Consider the following 16,849-nt stretch of genomic DNA (forward strand, 5'->3'; position numbering starts at 1 on the left):
GAGCAGCTTGCTGATGTGCGCCGCCCCTAGCCGGCAGCTCGTCGACCGGCCCGGCAGCGGGGAGCTCCGCCGCCTCGGCTTCGGTGGCCGCACACGTCAGCAAGCTGCTCGTGGTCGTGCTCGAGAACCACTCGAAACAGCAGGCGCTCGCCCAGATGCCCTTCCTGGCCGCGCAGGCCGATCGCTACGGCGTCGCGAGCCACTGGTATGCCGTCGCGCACCCTTCGCTGCCCAACTACCTCGAACTGGCAGGCGGCTCGACCTTCGGGGTGGCCGACGACAAGGAGCCTGCCGCACACCGGCTCAAGGGAACCTCGGTCTTCGGCCAGCTCACCGCGCACGGACACTCCGCCGCGACCTACGCCGAGAGCATGCCCACCCCGTGCTCCCAGACCAACTCGGGTCGCTACGCCGCCCGGCACAACCCGGCGGCCTACTTCGTCGATCCCCGTGAACGCGCCGCATGCCGCCGTCACGACCTCCCGGCCGGCACGACCGCTAGCGGCCCCCTGCACGACGCCGTGGTCGCGGGGCGCCTGCCGACCTACTCGCTGCTCATCCCCGACACCTGCAACGACGGGCACGACTGCCCGCTCGCGACCGCCGACGGGTGGCTGCACCGCTGGCTGCCGTTCATCGAGAACGGTGCCGACTTCAGCCGGGGTCGCCTCGCCGTCGTCGTGACGTTCGACGAGGACGACCACCACGCCGGCAACCACGTCCTGACCGTGGTCGCCGCCGCTCGGCTCCAGCACAAGATCGTGACCCGCAGGTTCACCCACTCCTCGCTGGCCGCCGCGCCGTCCCGCCTCGTGGGACTGCCTCCCCTGCGCCACGGCGCGGGCAGCCCCGACGTGCTGCGGGCCTTCGGTCTGCGCTGACGCGTTCGGCCACAACTCGGACACAAACCTCGCGCAACCGCCCCACCCGCCCTAGGGTCTGCTCATGGCGCGCACAGGTCAGACCAAGGTCCTTGCGATCGTTCTGGCAGGAGGCGAGGGCAAACGGCTGATGCCGCTCACCGCGGACCGCGCCAAACCGGCGGTCCCCTTCGGAGGCATCTACCGACTGATCGACTTCGCCCTGTCCAACGTCGTCAACTCCGGCTACCTCAAGGTCGTCGTGCTGACGCAGTACAAGTCGCACAGCCTCGACCGGCACATCACCCAGACCTGGCGGATGTCCAACATGCTCGGCAACTACGTGGCCCCGGTGCCGGCACAGCAGCGGCTGGGCAAGAACTGGTTCCTCGGCAGTGCCGACGCGATCTACCAGAGCCTCAACCTGATCGACGACGAGCAGCCGGAGTATGTCGTGGTGGTGGGCGCCGACCACGTCTACCGGATGGACTTCAGCCACATGGTCGACCAGCACATCGAGTCCGGGGCCGGCGTCACCGTGGCGGCCATCCGGCAGCCGATCGGACTGGCCGACCAGTTCGGCGTGATCGAGGTGAAGCCGGACGACCCGCACCAGATCGCGGCGTTCCTCGAGAAGCCGAGCGATCCCCAGGGCCTGCCCGACGCCCCGGACGAGGTGCTGGCCTCGATGGGCAACTATGTCTTCACCGCGGACGCGCTGAGGGACGCCGTCGTCCGCGACTCCGACAACGACGGGTCGAAGCACGACATGGGCGGCGACATCGTGCCCGCCTTCGTGGCCCGGCAGGACGCGCAGGTCTACGACTTCAAGGACAACCCCATCCCCGGCTCGACCGACCGCGACCGCGGCTACTGGCGCGACGTCGGGACGATGGACTCCTACTACGAAGCGCACATGGACCTGGTGTCGATCCACCCCATCTTCAACCTCTACAACTACGAGTGGCCGATCTACACCACGCACGGCCCCTTCCCACCCGCCAAGTTCGTGCACGGCTCGCACGACCGGGTGGGCTCGGCCGTCAACTCCGCCGTCTCCCCCGGGGTGGTCGTCAGCGGCGCCCACGTGACGGGATCGGTGCTGGCCCCGAACGTCCACCTGCACAGCTTCGCGATGGTGTCGGAATCGGTCCTGCTCGACGGGGTCGACGTCGGGCGCAGCTGCCAGGTGCACCGCGCCATCCTGGACAAGAACGTGCAGGTACCCGACGGCGTCAACGTCGGCATCGACCACGACCACGACCGCGAGCGGGGACTGACCGTCACCGAGTCCGGGATCGTCGTGGTCGGCAAGGGCCAGGCCATCTCGGCCTGACCGCGGACGTCACCGTGTCCTGCCTCGACCAGCCGGAGCCCGGCGAGGCGCCGCCGCCCCGCCCGGCGCGCCTCCTAGGCTGAGCCGCATGCCGCGCCCCACCCCGGTCCCGAAGACGTCCCTGCTCATCATCGGCGGAGCGGAGGACAAGGTCGGCAAGGCGACCATCCTGCGCCGATTCGTGCGCCTGGCCGGGGGCCGAGCGGCCAAGATCGTGGTGATCCCCACGGCTTCCTCCATCCCGGACGAGGTGGTGGGCGCCTACTCCGAGGTCTTCACGCGGCTGGGCGCGCGTGACATCGCCACGGTGGACCCGGCCAACCGGCTCGCGTCCGGCGACCCAGCGCTGATTGCCGAGCTGGACCGGGCAACCGGCGTCTTCCTCACGGGGGGCAACCAGCTCAAGCTGAGCCAGATCGTCGTCGGCACGCCGCTCGGCGACGCCATCGAGCGCGCGCACGCCCGGGGAGCGGTCATCGCCGGGACGTCCGCAGGGGCGTCGATCATGAGCCAGTTCATGATCTCGCTGGGCGACGAGGGGGTCACCCCCCGCCAGCGGTCGAGCCAGCTCACGGCCGGCCTGGCCCTGCTGCCGGGCGTCATCGTCGACCAGCACTTCGACCAGCGCTCTCGCTACGGCCGGCTGATGTCGCTGGTGGCCGGCTCACCGAGCCTGCTCGGCATGGGCATCGACGAGGACACGGCCGCCGAGATCACGGACGGCACGCAGCTGACCGTGGTCGGGTCGGGCGCGGTCTTCGTCATGGACGCCCGACAGGCCATCACCGACGCGCACGAAGCACGCCGAGACGCTCCGCTGCTGGTGACCGGGGCGGTCGTGCACTCGCTGCCCTCCGGCGCTACGTTCGACCTGCACACCGCCAGCCTGACCGGATTCGTCGAAAAGCACCCGGACCGCGTGGTCAGACGAGCGCAGCAGAAACCGCAGGACGGAGCGTCCACCCCGGCCGCTTCGCACCCCTGAGGAGGAGGCCACCTTGATCGCCGACCGCCCGGTGCCCAAGGGCGCCCTGTCCCCCGATCTGACCATCCTCGAGTCCCGCGTCTACCGCGGTCCGAACGTCTGGTCCTACGAGCAGGCGATCCACCTCGTCGTGGACCTCGGTGTCCTGGAGGGCTATCCCACCGACTCGATCGAGGGGTTCACCGACCGCCTCCTCGAGCTGCTCCCCGGCTTGGAACGGCACACCTGCTCCCGCGGGGTCCGGGGCGGCTTCGTCCAGCGGATGCGCGAGGGCACCTGGCTCGGGCACGTGGCCGAACACGTCGCGTTGCAGCTGCAGCAGGAGGCAGGGCACGACCTGCGCCGTGGCAAGACCCGGCAGGTGCGGGGGCGCACCGGCGTCTACAACGTCATCTTCGGGTTCGTCGACGAGCGGGTCGGCGTCTCGGCCGGGCAGCTGGCGGTCCGCCTGGTCAACCACCTCGTCCAGCCCGAGGACGGCTTTGACTTCCCCGACGAGCTGGAGCGCTTCCTCACCCGCGCCGAGCGGATCGCCTTCGGACCCTCCACCTCGGCCATCCTCGACGAGGCGGTCAGCCGCGACATCCCGTGGATCCGGCTCAACCAGTACTCCCTGATCCAGCTCGGCCAAGGGGTCCATGCGCAGCGGATCCGAGCCACCATGACGTCCAGGACCGGTGCCCTGGCGGTCGACATCGCCGGCGACAAGGACCTCACCGCCAAGCTGTTGGCCTCCGCCGGGCTGCCCGTGCCCCGCAGCGAAGCCGTGCGCAGCGCCGAAGCAGCCGCCTCCGCGGCCGAGCGGATCGGGTACCCCGTGGTGGTGAAGCCCCTGGACGGCAACCACGGGCGCGGGGTGTGCCTCGACCTGAAGGACGCGGATGCCGTGCGCGAGGCCTTCGTGGTCGCCGAGGACCAGTCCCGGCGCGGCGTGGTCATCGTGGAGAGCTTCGTGACCGGCCGTGACTACCGCTGCCTCATCGTCGGGGGCCGCATGCAGGCCATCGCCGAGCGCGTGCCGGCCCACGTGGTCGGTGACGGCGAGCACACCGTGAGCGAGCTGGTCGAGACCACCAACGCCGACCCCCGCCGGGGCGTCGGCCACGAGAAGGTGCTGACCAAGATCACCGTGGACGACGCAGCCGTCGGCCTCGTGCGGGAGCAGGGCTACGAGCTGGACGACGTTCCGCCGTCCGGGGAGATGGTCAAGCTCGCCCTGACCGGCAACATGTCGACCGGCGGCATCTCGGTCGACCGGACCTTCGACGCGCACCCGGACAACGTCGAGATCGCCGAGGAGGCGGCCCGCATGATCGGCCTCGACGTGGCCGGCATCGACTTCATCTGCCCGGACATCTCCGCCCCCGTGCGGGAGACCGGCGGCGCGATCTGCGAGGTCAACGCCGCTCCCGGGTTCCGGATGCACACCCATCCCACGGTCGGAGAGCCGCAGTTCATCGCCAAGCCGGTGGTCGACCTGCTCTTCCCGCCGGGCACCCCGTCCCGCGTGCCGATCGTGGCCGTCACCGGCACCAACGGCAAGACGACCACCTCGCGCATGATCGCGCACATCTTCAAGGGCATCGGCCACAAGGTGGGGATGACCTCCACCGACGGCATCATCATCGACGAACGTCTGGTCATCAAGGCCGACGCCTCCGGCCCCCGGTCCGCCCGGATGGTCCTGCAGAACCCCAGGGTCGACTTCGCGGTCATGGAGGTCGCGCGTGGCGGCATCCTGCGCGAGGGACTCGGCTACGACCGCAACGACATCGCGGTGGTCACCAACGTCGCTCCCGACCACCTCGGGATGCGGGGCGTCGACACGCTCGAGCAGCTGGCGGCCGTCAAGGCCGTCGTCGTGGAGGCGGTGCCCCGCACCGGTTTCGCCGTGCTCAACGCCGATGATCCCCTGGTGCGCAAGATGCGCCGGGTGTGCAGTGGTGGCGTCGTGTGGTTCTCGCTGGAGCCACCGGGCTCCGAGGTCCGCGACTTCATCGAGGACCAGTGCCGCCGGGGCGGACGTGCGGTGGTGCTCGAGCCCACCGAGAAGGGCGAGATGATCGTCATCAAGCACGGGCGCCGCTCCATGCAGCTGGCCTGGACCCACTTGCTGCCCTCCACCTTCGGCGGTGCGGCCCGGATGAACGTCGCCAACGCGCTCGCGGCAGCCGGTGCCGCCTTCGCCGCTGGTGCCCCACTGCACGACATCCGGCAGGGTCTGCGCACCTTCACGACCTCCTACTATCTGTCTCCCGGCCGGATGAACCTGCTCGACGTGCTGGCCCGCGACGTCCTGGTCGACTACTGCCACAACCCGCCGGGCATGCGCATGCTCGGCGACTTCGTGGAGAACTTCGCCGCCCAGAAGGCCGGGCAGGCCGAGCTCGGCCGGATCTCCCGGTTGGGGATGATCGGCGGCACCGGTGACCGCCGCGACGAAGACCTGCGTGAGCTGGGGACGATCGCCGCCGAACACTTCGACGTCGTGGTGGTGCGCGAGGACGACAACCTCCGGGGCCGTGCACCCGGCGCGGCGGCGGAGATCGTGGCCGAGGGACTGCGCGCCCGGATGGCACAGGACGAGGTCCGGTGCCGCCAGGTCGAGATCGTGCTCAACGAGCTCGAGGCGGTGCGGCACACCATGGCTCGCTCCAACCCCGGCGACCTCGTGGTGCTGTGCGTCGACAAGCACCCGAAGGTCCTGGCCGAGCTGGAGAGCATGACCTCCTCGGCCCAGGCCGGGGCGCACAGCGGCGAGAACACCGGTGACCCCGACCTCAACCCGGTAGAGCTGCTGACCGAGGCCGAGGCGTCCGGCGAGGAGGCGGAGGCCTCAGCGACCGCGGAGCTTCCCGGCAACTGACGCCCAGCGCCACCCGCGTGCCGGATCTTCGTGACGGTTTGGTCGCGGGCAGCGCCCGGAGCGTCACGAAGATCCGCACGGGGGTGGGGTCGGGGTGAGTTGCGCGGCATACGCACGCAGGGCCCGGGCGTATGCCTGGTCCTCAGGATCGGTGGCGTGGTCGACCACGAAGGTCAGCAACCCCGCGAGGGCTCCGCCGTGGTCGCCGCCGTCATGGCGGGCCAGCGCCCGGAACGCCTCCACCGCGACGCTCGATGGTCGGTATGTCGCGAGGTCGTCCAGGATGCGCAGCGCATCCTCGGGACGACCCACGACCCGCAGGCTCGAGGCCAGCTGGATGAGCGCGCGGTGGCGGTGCGGTTCGCGCAACCCGGCGTCGATCGCCTTCCGGTACCAGCCGATCGCCTCCTCCTCCTTGCCGGCACGGTCGAGCCAGCCGCCCAGCTCGTAATCGAGCCGCGGGTCCCCGGGATGCGTGTCGACCAGACTCCTGGCGGCGGCGATGGCCGCCTTCTCGTCCGGCTCGTCCTCGAGTGCGTCGATCTCGGCCTGGAGCTCGTGCTCACCGCGCGCCACGATCACCTTGTGGCGGATCTCGGCCGGACCGTCGGGAGTGGCTCCGTGCTCGACCAGCCAACCGTCCAGCAGCGCGCGGTCGGCGTGGCACATGACGGCGACGACGTCGCCGTCCTCGGCTGCCGCGAGCAGCCCCTGCAGGCCGTGCAGCTCAGTCGGCCAGGAGTGGGTGGGCGTCATCCCGACGTTCGCCAGGCCCTCACGGAGCCGCTCCTCGAGGTCGTCCATGGTCCGGCCGCGCAGGTAGTGCACCTTGTGCACGATCTGGACCAGGTCGGCCCGGCGCCCGGCCAGCTCGCCCAGGTTGACCAGGATCTCGTCGGTGCGGTCGCCGCCGGTGCCGAGGCCGAGATGCACGTAGGACCCCGGCGGACGCAGACCGTCGGCGACCCGCAGCAGCGCCTCGAGCCCGGCCTCGTTGTGGGCCAGGTCGATGATGACGCTCACGGAGCCACCCGAGGCGAGCGGCAGGCTGTAGACGTTCATCCGGCCGGGGTTCTGGCGTGGGTCGGGGGCGAACGTCAGCAGGCCCCGCACGACCGCCGCCCGGGGCAGGCCGAGGCCGAGGCCTGCCGCCGTCGCGGCCAGCGCGTTGGCAACGTCGTGCTCGGACAGGCCCGAGAGCGTGACCGGGACGTCGATCACCCGCGCCAGGTGGTCCGGGTCGCCGCCGGGAGTCAGGGTGACGATGTCGCCGTCCATCACGGTGGTGCCCCGACCGCCTCGGGAGAGCGACTGCCGCAGGGCGGGCGAGTCGGGGTCGAGGCTGAAGGCCCACGGCCGAGCCCGGATGCCGGCAGCCATGGCCCACACCCGGGGGTCGTCGCCGTTGAGGACGACCCAACCGTCTGGCCTGGTCACCTTCGTCACGATGGCCTTGACCTCAGCGAGCTGGTCGACGGTGTCGATGCCCTGCAGACCGAGGTGGTCCGCGGAGACGTTGGTGACGACGCTCACGTCGTTGCTGCTGACCCCCATCCCCCGCAGCAGCATCCCGCCACGGGCCGTCTCCAGGATGCCGAGCTCGACGCCGGGAGAGGCCAACACGGCACGCGCGCCCGCCGGACCCGAGTAGTCACCGGCCTCGACCAGCTCGCCCTGCACGAGCACCCCGTCGGTCGAGCTCCACGCGGTGCGCAGGCCGGCCGTCATACCCAGGTGGGCCAGCAGCCGGGTGGTCGTCGTCTTGCCGTTGGTCCCGGTGATGGATGCGACCGGCACGGCGGGACGGACCACCCGCGGTGCCTCACCGGGGGCCACCTCACGCAGACGCGCGGCCGCCTCGTCCAGAGCTGCGCCACCGTCCTCGCCGAGCAACCTGGTGAGCACCTCGCCGAGGCACTCCCCCAGAGCCTCGCCGCGACCACGGTGGTGCCAGGGGAAGGCCACGACAACCTCGTCCCGGGCGGAGGCAGGGCGTGCCCTGACTCCCAGCCGCGTGGTGCCGCCCGCGGAGGCGATGCGGCGCACCACGCGCTCGACGAGCCGCAACACAAAGCGTTGGCGTTGCTCGGAACCCGGCGACCCAGGACGCACCCGCCGTAGCTCCAGCGTGCCGGCCAGCCGACGCAGCGTTTCCTCCTGCGCCTCGAGGTAACCCGGGAGCTGCAGGCTCACCTTGATGGCCGGACGAGTGAAGTAGAGGTTGGGACCGTCGAGCACCCGGACCTCCGACACCGTGACGGATGCTCTGGCGTCGTCAGACCGCGAGATCATGCCGCGGACTCTAGCGGCCGGGCGTCGGCGGCGGCCCGGTGCCGTCTCGGTTACGGTGTGCGCATGCGGACGGCCGAGGTCCTGGACCTCTTCGGACTCGCCCCCGAGGACCGGGACGACTACGAGGCGTTGCTGGCCCAGCCCGGCGACCGGGCCGAAGTGGTGCGCACACGGACGCTGCTGAGGTCACGACTCGGCACCTTCCCCGACCTGCCTCCGTCATTGGACGTGTCCGGTGAGGTCTGGCTGCGAGCCGTCGCCGCGGAGGTCCCCGCCCTCACCGCGTGGTACCGCCAGCACGAGATCGGTATGGACGTCGTCGCCGACACGCTGGCCGACGTCGGACACCACATCGCCCTGCACCGCCGGGCCACCGGCACGTTCGGCCTCGACGCGGGCCCGTGGATCTCGGCGCACTTCGGTGGCGGGCTGTTCCGCCTTGGTCGGCTGCAGTTCATGCTGCGCCACAGGCGCCTGCGCGAGCCCGCGCCGCCGGGCCACGAGCGGGATCCGTGGCTGCTCGATGTGCACATCCCGGCGACCGGTCCGATGCTGCCCGGCGCGGTGTCGCGGGGCTTCGACCGGGCGGCCGACTTCTTCCCCCGGCACTTTCCGCAACAGCAGGTGACGGTCGCCGTCTGCCACACCTGGTTGCTCGACCCCTACCTGTCCGAGCACCTGCCCGAGGACTCCAACCTGGTGGCGTTCCAGGAGGCCTGGACCGCCTTCGGACACCGGGACAACGCCGCGGACGACCCCCTCTGGTTCCTCTTCCACACCCGCGACCTGAGCAAGGTCCCGGCCCTGCCGAGGAAGAGCACCCTCCAGCGCGTGGTGCTCGAACGCATCGAGGCGGGAGGCACCTGGCAGCGGGGGCACGGCTACCGCGAGCTGGACGCCGGGTGAGCGCAGCGGCGCGGTTCAGGCCACCTGCTCGAGGCGGCCGCCGGCCAGGTGCCACCGCCGGGTGAGGCCGACGCCTCGTCGTGGCTCACCACCAGCAGCGTGCCGGTGTATCGCGCCAGTGCCAACGGCTGGCTGCGCGAAACCGAGCACCAGCTCGGGCCGGGCCTGCGGTGCCGCGATCCAGGACGCCGACCGCATCTGCCGCTCGAGCCGGCGCTCGCGGGACAGCTCCTACCTCGCCACCGTGCGGGCGAGCCGTCGGGCCTGGGGGTTGCGCGGGCTCGCGAGCTCGACCCCACACGCCTGCTCCGTGGTGCGTTCGATGTCGCCCACCAGTCGGGCGCGGTACTGCTCTTGCGCCGCGTGGTCCGCGACCAGCCGCTCCCAGCGCCGCTGCCGTTCCTTCCGGTATGCCGTGTAGCCACCTCCCGGGTAGTCCTGCAGCTGCGTGCGGACCCCGTCCAGCTCGACGACGCGCGTGACGACCCGGTCGAGGAAGCGCCGGTCGTGCGAGACGACCAGGACCGCGCCCCGGTAGCGGCGCAGGTGTTCCTGGAGCCAGCGCCGGCCCTCGAGGTCGAGGTGGTTGGTGGGTGCGCTCAGGCTGGTCAGGAGGCGGGTCCCCGCGATCCCGGACGCGGTGTCCACGCCGAGCCGGGAGCGCACCTCGTCCGCGCGGGCCCCCGCGGCCCAGCCACCCGCCGTCTCGAAGGCCGCGACGACCTAGTCGTACTGGACCAGCTCGTGCCGGACGAGGTCGTCCGGGAGGAGGTCATGGTGCAGGTCGCCGGTCGAGCAGGTGGCCGCGCCCGCTCCCGCGCTGCTGGCGAGGGCCGACTCGAGCTGCCGCATCCGCTGGTGGGCGTCGGTGAGCTCTGGCGCACCGGCCGCGACGAAGGCGGCGACCGTCATACCCTCGGGGTCACTCGCGACCGCGGTGATCCCTGTCGTCCTGGGCCTGGTCCCCCTGGTGGCGATGTTCGGGCTCAGCCTGCAGGTCGACCGCACCGGGGTGCGGGTGCGGCTGATCGGCCTGTCGCGGCCGATCGCCCGCGCCTCCTTGGCCCAGATCGCGTCGGCCGAGGCGAAGGACCTGCGCCCGACGCAGTGGGGCGGCTGGGGCTATCGCATCACCCCGCACGGCCGCGCCGTGATCCTGCGCGGTGGCCGGGGCCTGGTCGTCCACCTCGCCGACGGCAAGCACCTCGCGATCTCGACGGACGCAGCCGACGAGGGTGCCGAGCTGGTCAACGGCCTGCTCACCCAGCCCGGGCGCGGCACGTCGACCGGCACCCCTCACGCGGCACGGTGACATCCTGATCACGACCTGGCGCTGGGGGTGGCGCAGGCCCTCGGGGCTGGGTCACACTCGCTGCATGCGCGCGCTCCTCGCGGCCCTCGTGTCGGCCCTGGTCGTGGCCGTCCTCGTGGCGCCGGTGGAGGGCGTCACGCTCTGCGCGCAAGGCTGCACGAACCGCTACCAGACCCCGCTCGGCTACCTCGTGCCGTGGGGAGTCGCCGGCTGGGCGATCCCCGCCGCGGTCGCGGTCGTGGCCTTCTGGCTCGCGCGCACCTCCACCCACCGGTGAGCAGGACCCGTCGACCCTCCCGCCTGCTGCCCGCCGCCGAGCGTGTGTCAGGCCGAGGCCGACGTCGCCGATCCCTATCTCACAACTGCGCGGCCCACTCCCCGTAGAACAGGGCCAGACCGACGGCAACCCCGATGCCTGCGATGATCCAGAATCGCGCGACGATGGTGACCTCGGCCCAGCCGACCAGCTCGAAGTGGTGGTGCAGGGGCGCCATCCGGAAGACCCGTCTACCGGTCAGCCTGAAACTGGCGACCTGGAGGATCACCGACAAGGTGATGATGACGAACAGTGCGCCCAGCACCGCCAGCAGGAGCTCAGTCCGGGTCAGGATCGCCATGCCGGCGAGGCCTGCTCCCAACGACAGCGAGCCGGTATCGCCCATGATGATCTGCGCGGGCGAGGCGTTCCACCACAGGAAGCCGAAGCAGGCGCCGGCGACCGAGCACGCCACGATCGCGAGGTCCAGGCTGTCCCTGACGTCGTAGCAGCCCGGTCCGGGTCGCACCTCGCAACCCTGCTTGTACTGCCACAGGCTGATGAGGGTGTAGGCGCCGAAGACCATGACCGAGCAGCCGGTCGCCAGCCCGTCCAGGCCATCGGTGATGTTGACACCGTTCGAGGCGCCGGCAATGAGCAGATTCGCCCAGATGACGAACAGCACGACACCGACGACAGGTCCGGCGACGGCGAGGTCGATGTTCGTGTCGCGGACGAGGGAGATCGCCGTCGAGGCAGGCGCACGGCCCTTGTCGTCGGTCTTCAACAGTGCGAGGAGGGCGAAGACGAGCGTGATCAGGCCCTGGCCGACGAGCTTCTGCTTCGAGGTCAGGCCCAGGCTTCGTTCCCTGGAGATCTTCGTGTAGTCGTCCAGGAAGCCCACCAGGCCAAGCCCGAGCAGCAGGAAGAGCACCAGCAGGGCGCTCAGGGAGAAGGGGCTGTGGGTGAGCCCGACCAGGCCGCCGGCGTCCATGGCCATCAGCAGGAGGTGCGAGCCGAGATACCCGGCGATGGTGGCGCTGATGATGACGGCGCCACCCATGGTGGGCTTGCCTCGCTTGTAGTGGTGCTGGGTGAGGTCATCCCGGATGAACTGGCCGTAGTTCCTGCGGACCAGGAACTTGATGAACAGCGGCGTCGCGAGCAACGCCACCAGCATCGAGATCGCACCGGCCAGCACGACGTTGACCATCAGCCTTCTTTCTCCACGTGTCGCCTGGTCGTCCCCCGCCCCTTCGCAAGAAGAAACGTAACCATGTCCCGCCGGGCTGGGGCGCGCTCGACACGCAGTTCCCGCACGCCGGTGCAGGCTCGTCCGGTTCGTCCGGGTTCGTCCGGGTTCGCCCGGGTTCGTCCGGCTCGGCCAGGCAGGGCGAGGTTCGCGACCCCGAGAGCTACTGGCCCATCGCGTGCACACCGCCGTCGACGTGCACGATCTCCCCCGTCGTCGCGGGGAACCAGTCGGACAGCAGCGCGGCGCAGGCACGGGCGGCAGGCACCGGGTCGGCCCGGTCCCAGCCGAGCGGTGCCCGGTCGTCCCAGCTCCCGGCGAGCTGCTCGAACCCGGGGATCGACTTGGCCGCGGTGGTGCCGATCGGCCCGGCGGACACGAGGTTGCAGCGGATTCCCTTCGGACCCAGGTCACGCGCGAGGTAGCGGCTGGTCGACTCGAAGGCGGCCTTCGCCACGCCCATCCAGTCGTAGACCGGCCAGGCGAACTTCGCGTCGAAGGTGAGTCCGACCAGACTGCCGCCCTCCTCCATCAGCGGAAGGGCCGCCACGGCGAGCGCCTTGAGGGAGTACGCCGAGGCCTGCATCGCGGTCGCGACGTCCTCCCACGAGGCGTCGAGGAACGAGAAGGCGCCCTGCGGTGCGAAGCCGATCGAGTGCAGCACCCCGTCGAGACCGTCGACGTGCTCACCGAGCCGCGCGGCGAGGGTGTCGAGGTGCTCCTGGTCGGTCACGTCGAGCTCGATGACCGGTGCGGGCGACGGCAGTCGCTTGGCGATGGTGGAGGTGATCTTCATGGTGCGTCCGAACGAGCTGAGCACCACTTCGGCGCCCTGCTCCTGGGCGAGCTTGGCGACGTGGAACGCGATCGAGGAGTCCATGAGGACACCCGTGACGAGCAGCTTCTTGCCTTCTAGCAACATGTGCTTGCCTTCCTGGCTGGTGACGTGGTGAGACCTGTTGTCGGGTGCTGGGGGCCGGCGCGGCTCGGGTCAGTGCCCCATGCCGAGACCGCCGTCGACGGGAATCACGGCCCCCGAGATGTATGCCGCGTCGTCCGAGGCCAGGAAGCGCACCACGCGGGCGACCTCCTCGGAGGTCCCGTAGCGCCCCGCGGGGATCCCCTCGAGGTACTTCTTCTTGAGGTCGTCGGACAGCTCGCCGGTCATCTCGGTCTCGATGAATCCGGGGGCCACCACGTTGGCGGTGATGCCTCGCCCACCGAGCTCTCGCGTGATCGACCGGGCCAGGCCGACGAGCCCCGCCTTGCTGGATGCGTAGTTGGTCTGCCCGGGCCCGCCATACAAGCCGACCACACTGGAGATGAAGACGATTCGGCCCCTGCGCGCTCTGATCATCCCCTTGCTGGCGCGCCGCGCGCAGCGGAAGGCCCCGGCCAGGTTGGTGTCGACGACCGAGTCGAAGTCGTCGTCACTCATCCGCATCAGCAGGCCGTCGCGGGTGATGCCCGCGTTGGCCACGACCACCTCGACGGGACCCCCGATCTTCTCCTCGGCCTCGGTGAAGGCCGCATCGACCGACGCGGTGTCGGTGACCTCGCAGCGGACCCCCATCAGTCCCTCCGGCGGTTGGCCGCTCCGGTGGGTGACCACCACCGCGTCGCCCGCCTCGGCGAAGGACCGGGCGATGGCGAGGCCGATGCCCCGGTTGCCTCCGGTCACCAGCACGCCTCGTGCGTCTGCCATGTCGCTCCTCCAGCAGTCGGGTCGGCCACCCGGTCGGGTCGGGCGGCGCAGGGCACTCGGACGCTATCGGACTACCGAGGGGTATGCACGGTGCGCCTGAAGTGTCGGTCCGCTCGACCCCGGCCTATCGTGGAGGTGTGAAGAGCAGGCGGCACCGCCCCGAGACGCCGGTCCAGAACGTGACCAGTGCGCCTGTGTCGGTGCGCGACGACTCATCCGAGAGGATGCACCGCTACCTGTTCTCGATGGGTGTGCGGACCTTCTGTTTCGTCCTGGCCGTCGTGTTCATCACGGTGGTCCACTGGACCATCGTCGGCTGGGTGTGCATCGGTGCTGCCGCGGTTCTGCCCTACATCGCGGTCGTCATGGCCAACGCCACGCGTTCGCGTCGCATCGACCAGCTGGGCGCGGTCACCCCGTCGGGGCAGCCCTTCATCGAGCTGGAACAGCGCTTGGGCGACGTCCGGCGCGACACGCCGCCCGGCACGGGGGACGATCACGGCGCCCAGCACGGAGCTCCCCACGGACGGCGGCCGTGAGCCTCGGCGTCCCTCCGGATCCGGGGGACGAACGGCTGGTGTGCAGCGCCAAGGGGTGCCGCCAGGAGGCCCTGCACGCCCTGCTGTGGAACAACCCCAAGTTGCACACCGCGGAGCGCCGCAAGGTCTGGCTGGCCTGTGAGGGCCATCGCTCGCACCTGTCGGAGTACCTCACCGTGCGCGGCTTCCTGAAGGACGTCATCCCGGTCGAGGAGCTCAGCGCGACCGACGGCTGAGGCAGCGCGGAGTCAGCCCCCGATGGAGGACATGGGTCGGTCCGGCTGGGTGAAACCTGGTCCGCCGATGCCGTGGCCCTTGGCCTTGCGCCACATCTCGTCCTGGATCAACGCGGCAAGCTCCTCGTCGGAGGCGCCGTCACGCAGCGGAGTGCGCAGGTCTGCCTCGCCGCGCGCGAAGAGGCAGTTGCGGACCTGTCCGTCCGCGGTGAGCCGCACCCGGTCACAGGCGGCGCAGAACGGCGCCGAGACGCTGGCGATGATGCCGACGGTCTCGGGCCCGCCGTCGACGAGGAAGAGCTCGGCCGGGGCGCTCCCCCGCTCCCCCGGCGGTTCGCTCAGCCGGAAGTGCTGCTCCAGCTCGGCCCGCACCTCCGCCGCCGAGACCATCTGCTCGCGCTGCCACGCATGCTGCGCGTCCAGCGGCATCTGCTCGATGAAGCGCAGGTGGTAGCCGCGGTCGAGGCACCACTGCAGCAGGTCGGCGACCGAGTGGTCGTTGAATCCCCGCATCGCCACGGCATTGACCTTGACCGGGCTCAGGCCGGCGTCGGCGGCCGCCTTGAGGCCGCGTTCGACGTCGGCGAACCGGTCGCGCAGGGTGAGCTTCTTGAACTCCTCGCGGTCGACGGTGTCCAGGGACACGTTGACCCGGTCCAGCCCGGCCGAGGCCAGGCCGGCCGCCACGCGCTCGAGGCCGACGCCGTTGGTCGTCATGGCGATGCGCGGACGCGGTGAGAGGGACGCCATACCGCTCACCAGCTCCACGATGGAGCGCCGCAGCAGGGGCTCGCCCCCGGTGAGCCGGATCTGGGTGATGCCGAGCCCCACGAAGACACCGACCAGCCGGAGCATCTCCTCGTCCGTGAGCATCTCGGGCTTGGACATCCACGGCAGGCCCTCGGCCGGCATGCAGTAGGTGCAGCGAAGGTTGCACCGGTCGGTCACCGAGACCCGCAGATCCCTCGCGACCCGGCCGAAGGCATCCGGCAGGCCGGTCGCTCCCTTGGGGCGGATCGGCAGGCTCGTCATGACCCCAAGGATAGGCCGGGTAACGTCAATGCGTGCTTCGGGTGCTGTTCACGCGTCGGTGGCTGGGCGCTCTGGCCCTGGCCGCCGTGTTCTGCGTGGTCGCCATCTTCCTCGGCCGCTGGCAGTGGCACCGCTACGAGGTGAAGGATGCACGGGCGGACCGCATCAACAGCCACTACGACTCCCAGCCGGTGCCGCTGCGCCACGTCCTTCCCCGTCCCGGGGCGGCTCTTCCCCTCGAGCAGGAGTGGACGCCGGTCAGTGCCACCGGGCGCTATGACCCCGCGCACCTGCTCCTCGTGCGCAACCGGCCCAACAACGGCACCTACGGCTACGAGGTCGTGGTGCCGCTGCGCGTACAAGGCGGCGGGACGCTGCTGGTCGACCGCGGCTGGGTCGACAACGGACGCACCGCGAAGTCGCGGCCGGACGTGCCGCCCACGCCCCGCGGCACGGTGACCGTCACGGGCTGGCTGCGAGAGGGCGAGCAGAGCCTCGGCCGCAGCATGCCGGCCGGCCAGCTGGCCTCCATCAACATCAAGGAGGCGGCCGCGCAGGTCGACGGTCCGGTCTTCGGCGCCTACGTGGAGATGAAGCACGAGCAGGGGCCACCCGGCGAGGCCATCCAGCGGCCCGCGCCGCTCGAGGCGCCGGACACCAGCAAGGGCCCGCACCTGGCCTACACGATCCAGTGGTGGGTGGTCGCGCCCGTCGGCTTCGTGCTGGTCTTCCTGTGGGTGCGCCGGGAGGCTTCGGAGCAGGAGGAGGCCGAGAACATCTCGCGCGGCGCCGCACCCAAGGTGCCCAAGCCCAAGAAGGTCCGCATCTGGGACGAGGAGGACTGGTAGGCCGCGCGAGGGCACCGACCCGGGTGGGTGCGAGGATGACGGCATGGATCTCGGACTGCGTGACCGCGTCTACCTCGTCACCGGTGCCTCCCAGGGCCTGGGGTATGCCGCGGCGGAGCAGCTCGTCGCCGACGGCGCCAAGGTGGTGGTCTGCTCCCGCAACCAGGAGCGCATCACCGACGCCGCGCGGCGGCTGGGCGACGACTCCGCCGTGGGCGTCGCCCTCGACCTGGCGACACCGAGCGCGGCCGACTCCCTGGTGGCCATGGCGCTGAAGCGGTTCGGCCGCCTCGACGGCGCCGTGATCAGCGTCGGTGGCCCGCCGCCGGGCGACGTCATCTCGTTCGTGCAGAAGGTCGAGCACCTCTCTTTCACCGAGGCGGTCGAGCGCCTCGCCGAAAGAGAGGTGCTCGACCTTCTGCAC

The 16,849-nt window shown here is 70.9% G+C and carries 18 protein-coding genes; 11 read left to right on the forward strand and 7 right to left on the reverse strand.

From position 1 onward, the window contains the following. Positions 1-83: 83 nt before the first annotated feature. The 4 genes from FRW57_RS06820 to cphA all read left to right on the forward strand — a co-directional run bounded on the left by FRW57_RS06820 (position 84) and on the right by cphA (position 6,047). Positions 84-881, forward strand: a complete 798-nt coding sequence (locus tag FRW57_RS06820) for an alkaline phosphatase family protein (RefSeq protein ID WP_203230236.1) — start codon at positions 84-86, stop codon at positions 879-881. A gap of 64 nt (positions 882-945) precedes the next feature. Beyond that, a complete protein-coding gene (glgC, locus tag FRW57_RS06825) occupies positions 946-2,196 on the forward strand; it encodes a glucose-1-phosphate adenylyltransferase (RefSeq protein WP_137121598.1) in 1,251 nt (416 codons plus the stop codon). A gap of 88 nt (positions 2,197-2,284) precedes the next feature. Further along, entirely contained in the window at positions 2,285-3,181 is an 897-nt protein-coding gene (locus tag FRW57_RS06830; protein WP_152185637.1) for a cyanophycinase, read from the forward strand. Between the two features lie 13 nt (positions 3,182-3,194). After that, positions 3,195-6,047: a cyanophycin synthetase gene (cphA, locus tag FRW57_RS06835; RefSeq protein ID WP_152185638.1), complete on the forward strand. Its 2,853-nt coding sequence runs from the start codon at positions 3,195-3,197 to the stop codon at positions 6,045-6,047. 63 nt (positions 6,048-6,110) lie between these two features. On the opposite strand, the gene FRW57_RS06840 is transcribed toward cphA, so the two are convergent. Further along, on the reverse strand, positions 6,111-8,339 hold the full coding sequence (locus FRW57_RS06840; RefSeq protein WP_152185639.1) for a tetratricopeptide repeat protein: 2,229 nt from the start codon (positions 8,337-8,339) through the stop codon (positions 6,111-6,113). Positions 8,340-8,402: 63 nt separating this feature from the next. On the opposite strand from FRW57_RS06840, the gene FRW57_RS06845 reads away from it, so the two are divergent. Then, positions 8,403-9,245: an acyltransferase domain-containing protein gene (locus FRW57_RS06845; RefSeq protein WP_137121594.1), complete on the forward strand. Its 843-nt coding sequence runs from the start codon at positions 8,403-8,405 to the stop codon at positions 9,243-9,245. Between the two features lie 231 nt (positions 9,246-9,476). On the opposite strand, the gene FRW57_RS06850 is transcribed toward FRW57_RS06845, so the two are convergent. Both FRW57_RS06850 and FRW57_RS06855 read right to left on the reverse strand, forming a co-directional pair. Beyond that, complete coding sequence (locus FRW57_RS06850; RefSeq protein ID WP_137121593.1) at positions 9,477-9,893, reverse strand: ATP-binding cassette domain-containing protein; 417 nt, start codon at positions 9,891-9,893, stop codon at positions 9,477-9,479. A 75-nt stretch (positions 9,894-9,968) separates the two neighbouring features. Continuing rightward, the gene (locus FRW57_RS06855; protein ID WP_137121592.1) at positions 9,969-10,157 is read right to left on the reverse strand and encodes a hypothetical protein; all 189 of its coding nucleotides are present in this window, start codon (positions 10,155-10,157) and stop codon (positions 9,969-9,971) included. Between the two features lie 25 nt (positions 10,158-10,182). Between FRW57_RS06855 and FRW57_RS06860 the strand changes: the two genes are divergently transcribed. Further along, positions 10,183-10,557 (forward strand): hypothetical protein, encoded by a 375-nt coding sequence (locus tag FRW57_RS06860; protein WP_152185640.1) that lies wholly within the window; start codon positions 10,183-10,185, stop codon positions 10,555-10,557. Between the two features lie 64 nt (positions 10,558-10,621). Further along, positions 10,622-10,834: a hypothetical protein gene (locus FRW57_RS06865; protein ID WP_137121590.1), complete on the forward strand. Its 213-nt coding sequence runs from the start codon at positions 10,622-10,624 to the stop codon at positions 10,832-10,834. Positions 10,835-10,913: 79 nt separating this feature from the next. Here FRW57_RS06865 and mraY read toward each other — a convergent pair whose 3' ends face one another. The 3 genes from mraY to fabG all read right to left on the reverse strand — a co-directional run bounded on the left by mraY (position 10,914) and on the right by fabG (position 13,770). Continuing rightward, complete coding sequence (gene mraY / locus FRW57_RS06870) at positions 10,914-12,026, reverse strand: phospho-N-acetylmuramoyl-pentapeptide-transferase (RefSeq protein ID WP_137121589.1); 1,113 nt, start codon at positions 12,024-12,026, stop codon at positions 10,914-10,916. A 202-nt stretch (positions 12,027-12,228) separates the two neighbouring features. Continuing rightward, positions 12,229-12,987 carry an enoyl-ACP reductase FabI gene (fabI, locus tag FRW57_RS06875; protein WP_137121588.1) on the reverse strand — a complete coding sequence of 253 codons (759 nt, stop codon included), beginning with the start codon at positions 12,985-12,987 and terminating at the stop codon, positions 12,229-12,231. 69 nt (positions 12,988-13,056) lie between these two features. After that, complete coding sequence (gene fabG, locus FRW57_RS06880) at positions 13,057-13,770, reverse strand: 3-oxoacyl-ACP reductase FabG (protein ID WP_152185641.1); 714 nt, start codon at positions 13,768-13,770, stop codon at positions 13,057-13,059. A gap of 137 nt (positions 13,771-13,907) precedes the next feature. Between fabG and FRW57_RS06885 the strand changes: the two genes are divergently transcribed. Beyond that, entirely contained in the window at positions 13,908-14,309 is a 402-nt protein-coding gene (locus FRW57_RS06885) for a DUF3099 domain-containing protein (RefSeq protein WP_238384676.1), read from the forward strand. After that, positions 14,306-14,545 (forward strand): hypothetical protein, encoded by a 240-nt coding sequence (locus tag FRW57_RS06890; RefSeq protein WP_137121585.1) that lies wholly within the window; start codon positions 14,306-14,308, stop codon positions 14,543-14,545. The genes FRW57_RS06885 and FRW57_RS06890 overlap by 4 nt, the downstream gene beginning before the upstream one ends. Positions 14,546-14,557: 12 nt before the next feature. Here the strand turns inward: FRW57_RS06890 and moaA are convergent, their stop codons facing one another. After that, positions 14,558-15,577 (reverse strand): GTP 3',8-cyclase MoaA, encoded by a 1,020-nt coding sequence (gene moaA / locus FRW57_RS06895; RefSeq protein ID WP_137121584.1) that lies wholly within the window; start codon positions 15,575-15,577, stop codon positions 14,558-14,560. Positions 15,578-15,609: 32 nt separating this feature from the next. Between moaA and FRW57_RS06900 the strand changes: the two genes are divergently transcribed. After that, entirely contained in the window at positions 15,610-16,425 is an 816-nt protein-coding gene (locus FRW57_RS06900) for an SURF1 family cytochrome oxidase biogenesis protein (protein WP_137121583.1), read from the forward strand. 43 nt (positions 16,426-16,468) lie between these two features. Continuing rightward, positions 16,469-16,849 (forward strand): SDR family NAD(P)-dependent oxidoreductase (locus tag FRW57_RS06905; protein ID WP_152185642.1); only part of this gene is annotated, 381 nt, incomplete at its 3' end.

The organism is Segeticoccus rhizosphaerae (genome assembly GCF_009192725.1).
GTDB classification, from domain to species: domain Bacteria; phylum Actinomycetota; class Actinomycetes; order Actinomycetales; family Dermatophilaceae; genus Segeticoccus; species Segeticoccus rhizosphaerae.

What these genes read in the sequence shown, in the direction of transcription:
- FRW57_RS06865 (WP_137121590.1), top strand. Translation starts at nt 10,622, where the DNA reads ATGCGCGCGCTCCTCGCGGCCCTCGTGTCGGCCCTGGTCGTGGCCGTC.
- mraY (WP_137121589.1), bottom strand. Translation starts at nt 12,026, where the DNA reads ATGGTCAACGTCGTGCTGGCCGGTGCGATCTCGATGCTGGTGGCGTTG.
- FRW57_RS06830 (WP_152185637.1), top strand. Translation starts at nt 2,285, where the DNA reads ATGCCGCGCCCCACCCCGGTCCCGAAGACGTCCCTGCTCATCATCGGC.
- FRW57_RS06845 (WP_137121594.1), top strand. Translation starts at nt 8,403, where the DNA reads ATGCGGACGGCCGAGGTCCTGGACCTCTTCGGACTCGCCCCCGAGGAC.
- moaA (WP_137121584.1), bottom strand. Translation starts at nt 15,577, where the DNA reads ATGACGAGCCTGCCGATCCGCCCCAAGGGAGCGACCGGCCTGCCGGAT.
- fabG (WP_152185641.1), bottom strand. Translation starts at nt 13,770, where the DNA reads ATGGCAGACGCACGAGGCGTGCTGGTGACCGGAGGCAACCGGGGCATC.
- FRW57_RS06840 (WP_152185639.1), bottom strand. Translation starts at nt 8,339, where the DNA reads ATGATCTCGCGGTCTGACGACGCCAGAGCATCCGTCACGGTGTCGGAG.
- fabI (WP_137121588.1), bottom strand. Translation starts at nt 12,987, where the DNA reads ATGTTGCTAGAAGGCAAGAAGCTGCTCGTCACGGGTGTCCTCATGGAC.
- FRW57_RS06855 (WP_137121592.1), bottom strand. Translation starts at nt 10,157, where the DNA reads ATGACGGTCGCCGCCTTCGTCGCGGCCGGTGCGCCAGAGCTCACCGAC.
- glgC (WP_137121598.1), top strand. Translation starts at nt 946, where the DNA reads ATGGCGCGCACAGGTCAGACCAAGGTCCTTGCGATCGTTCTGGCAGGA.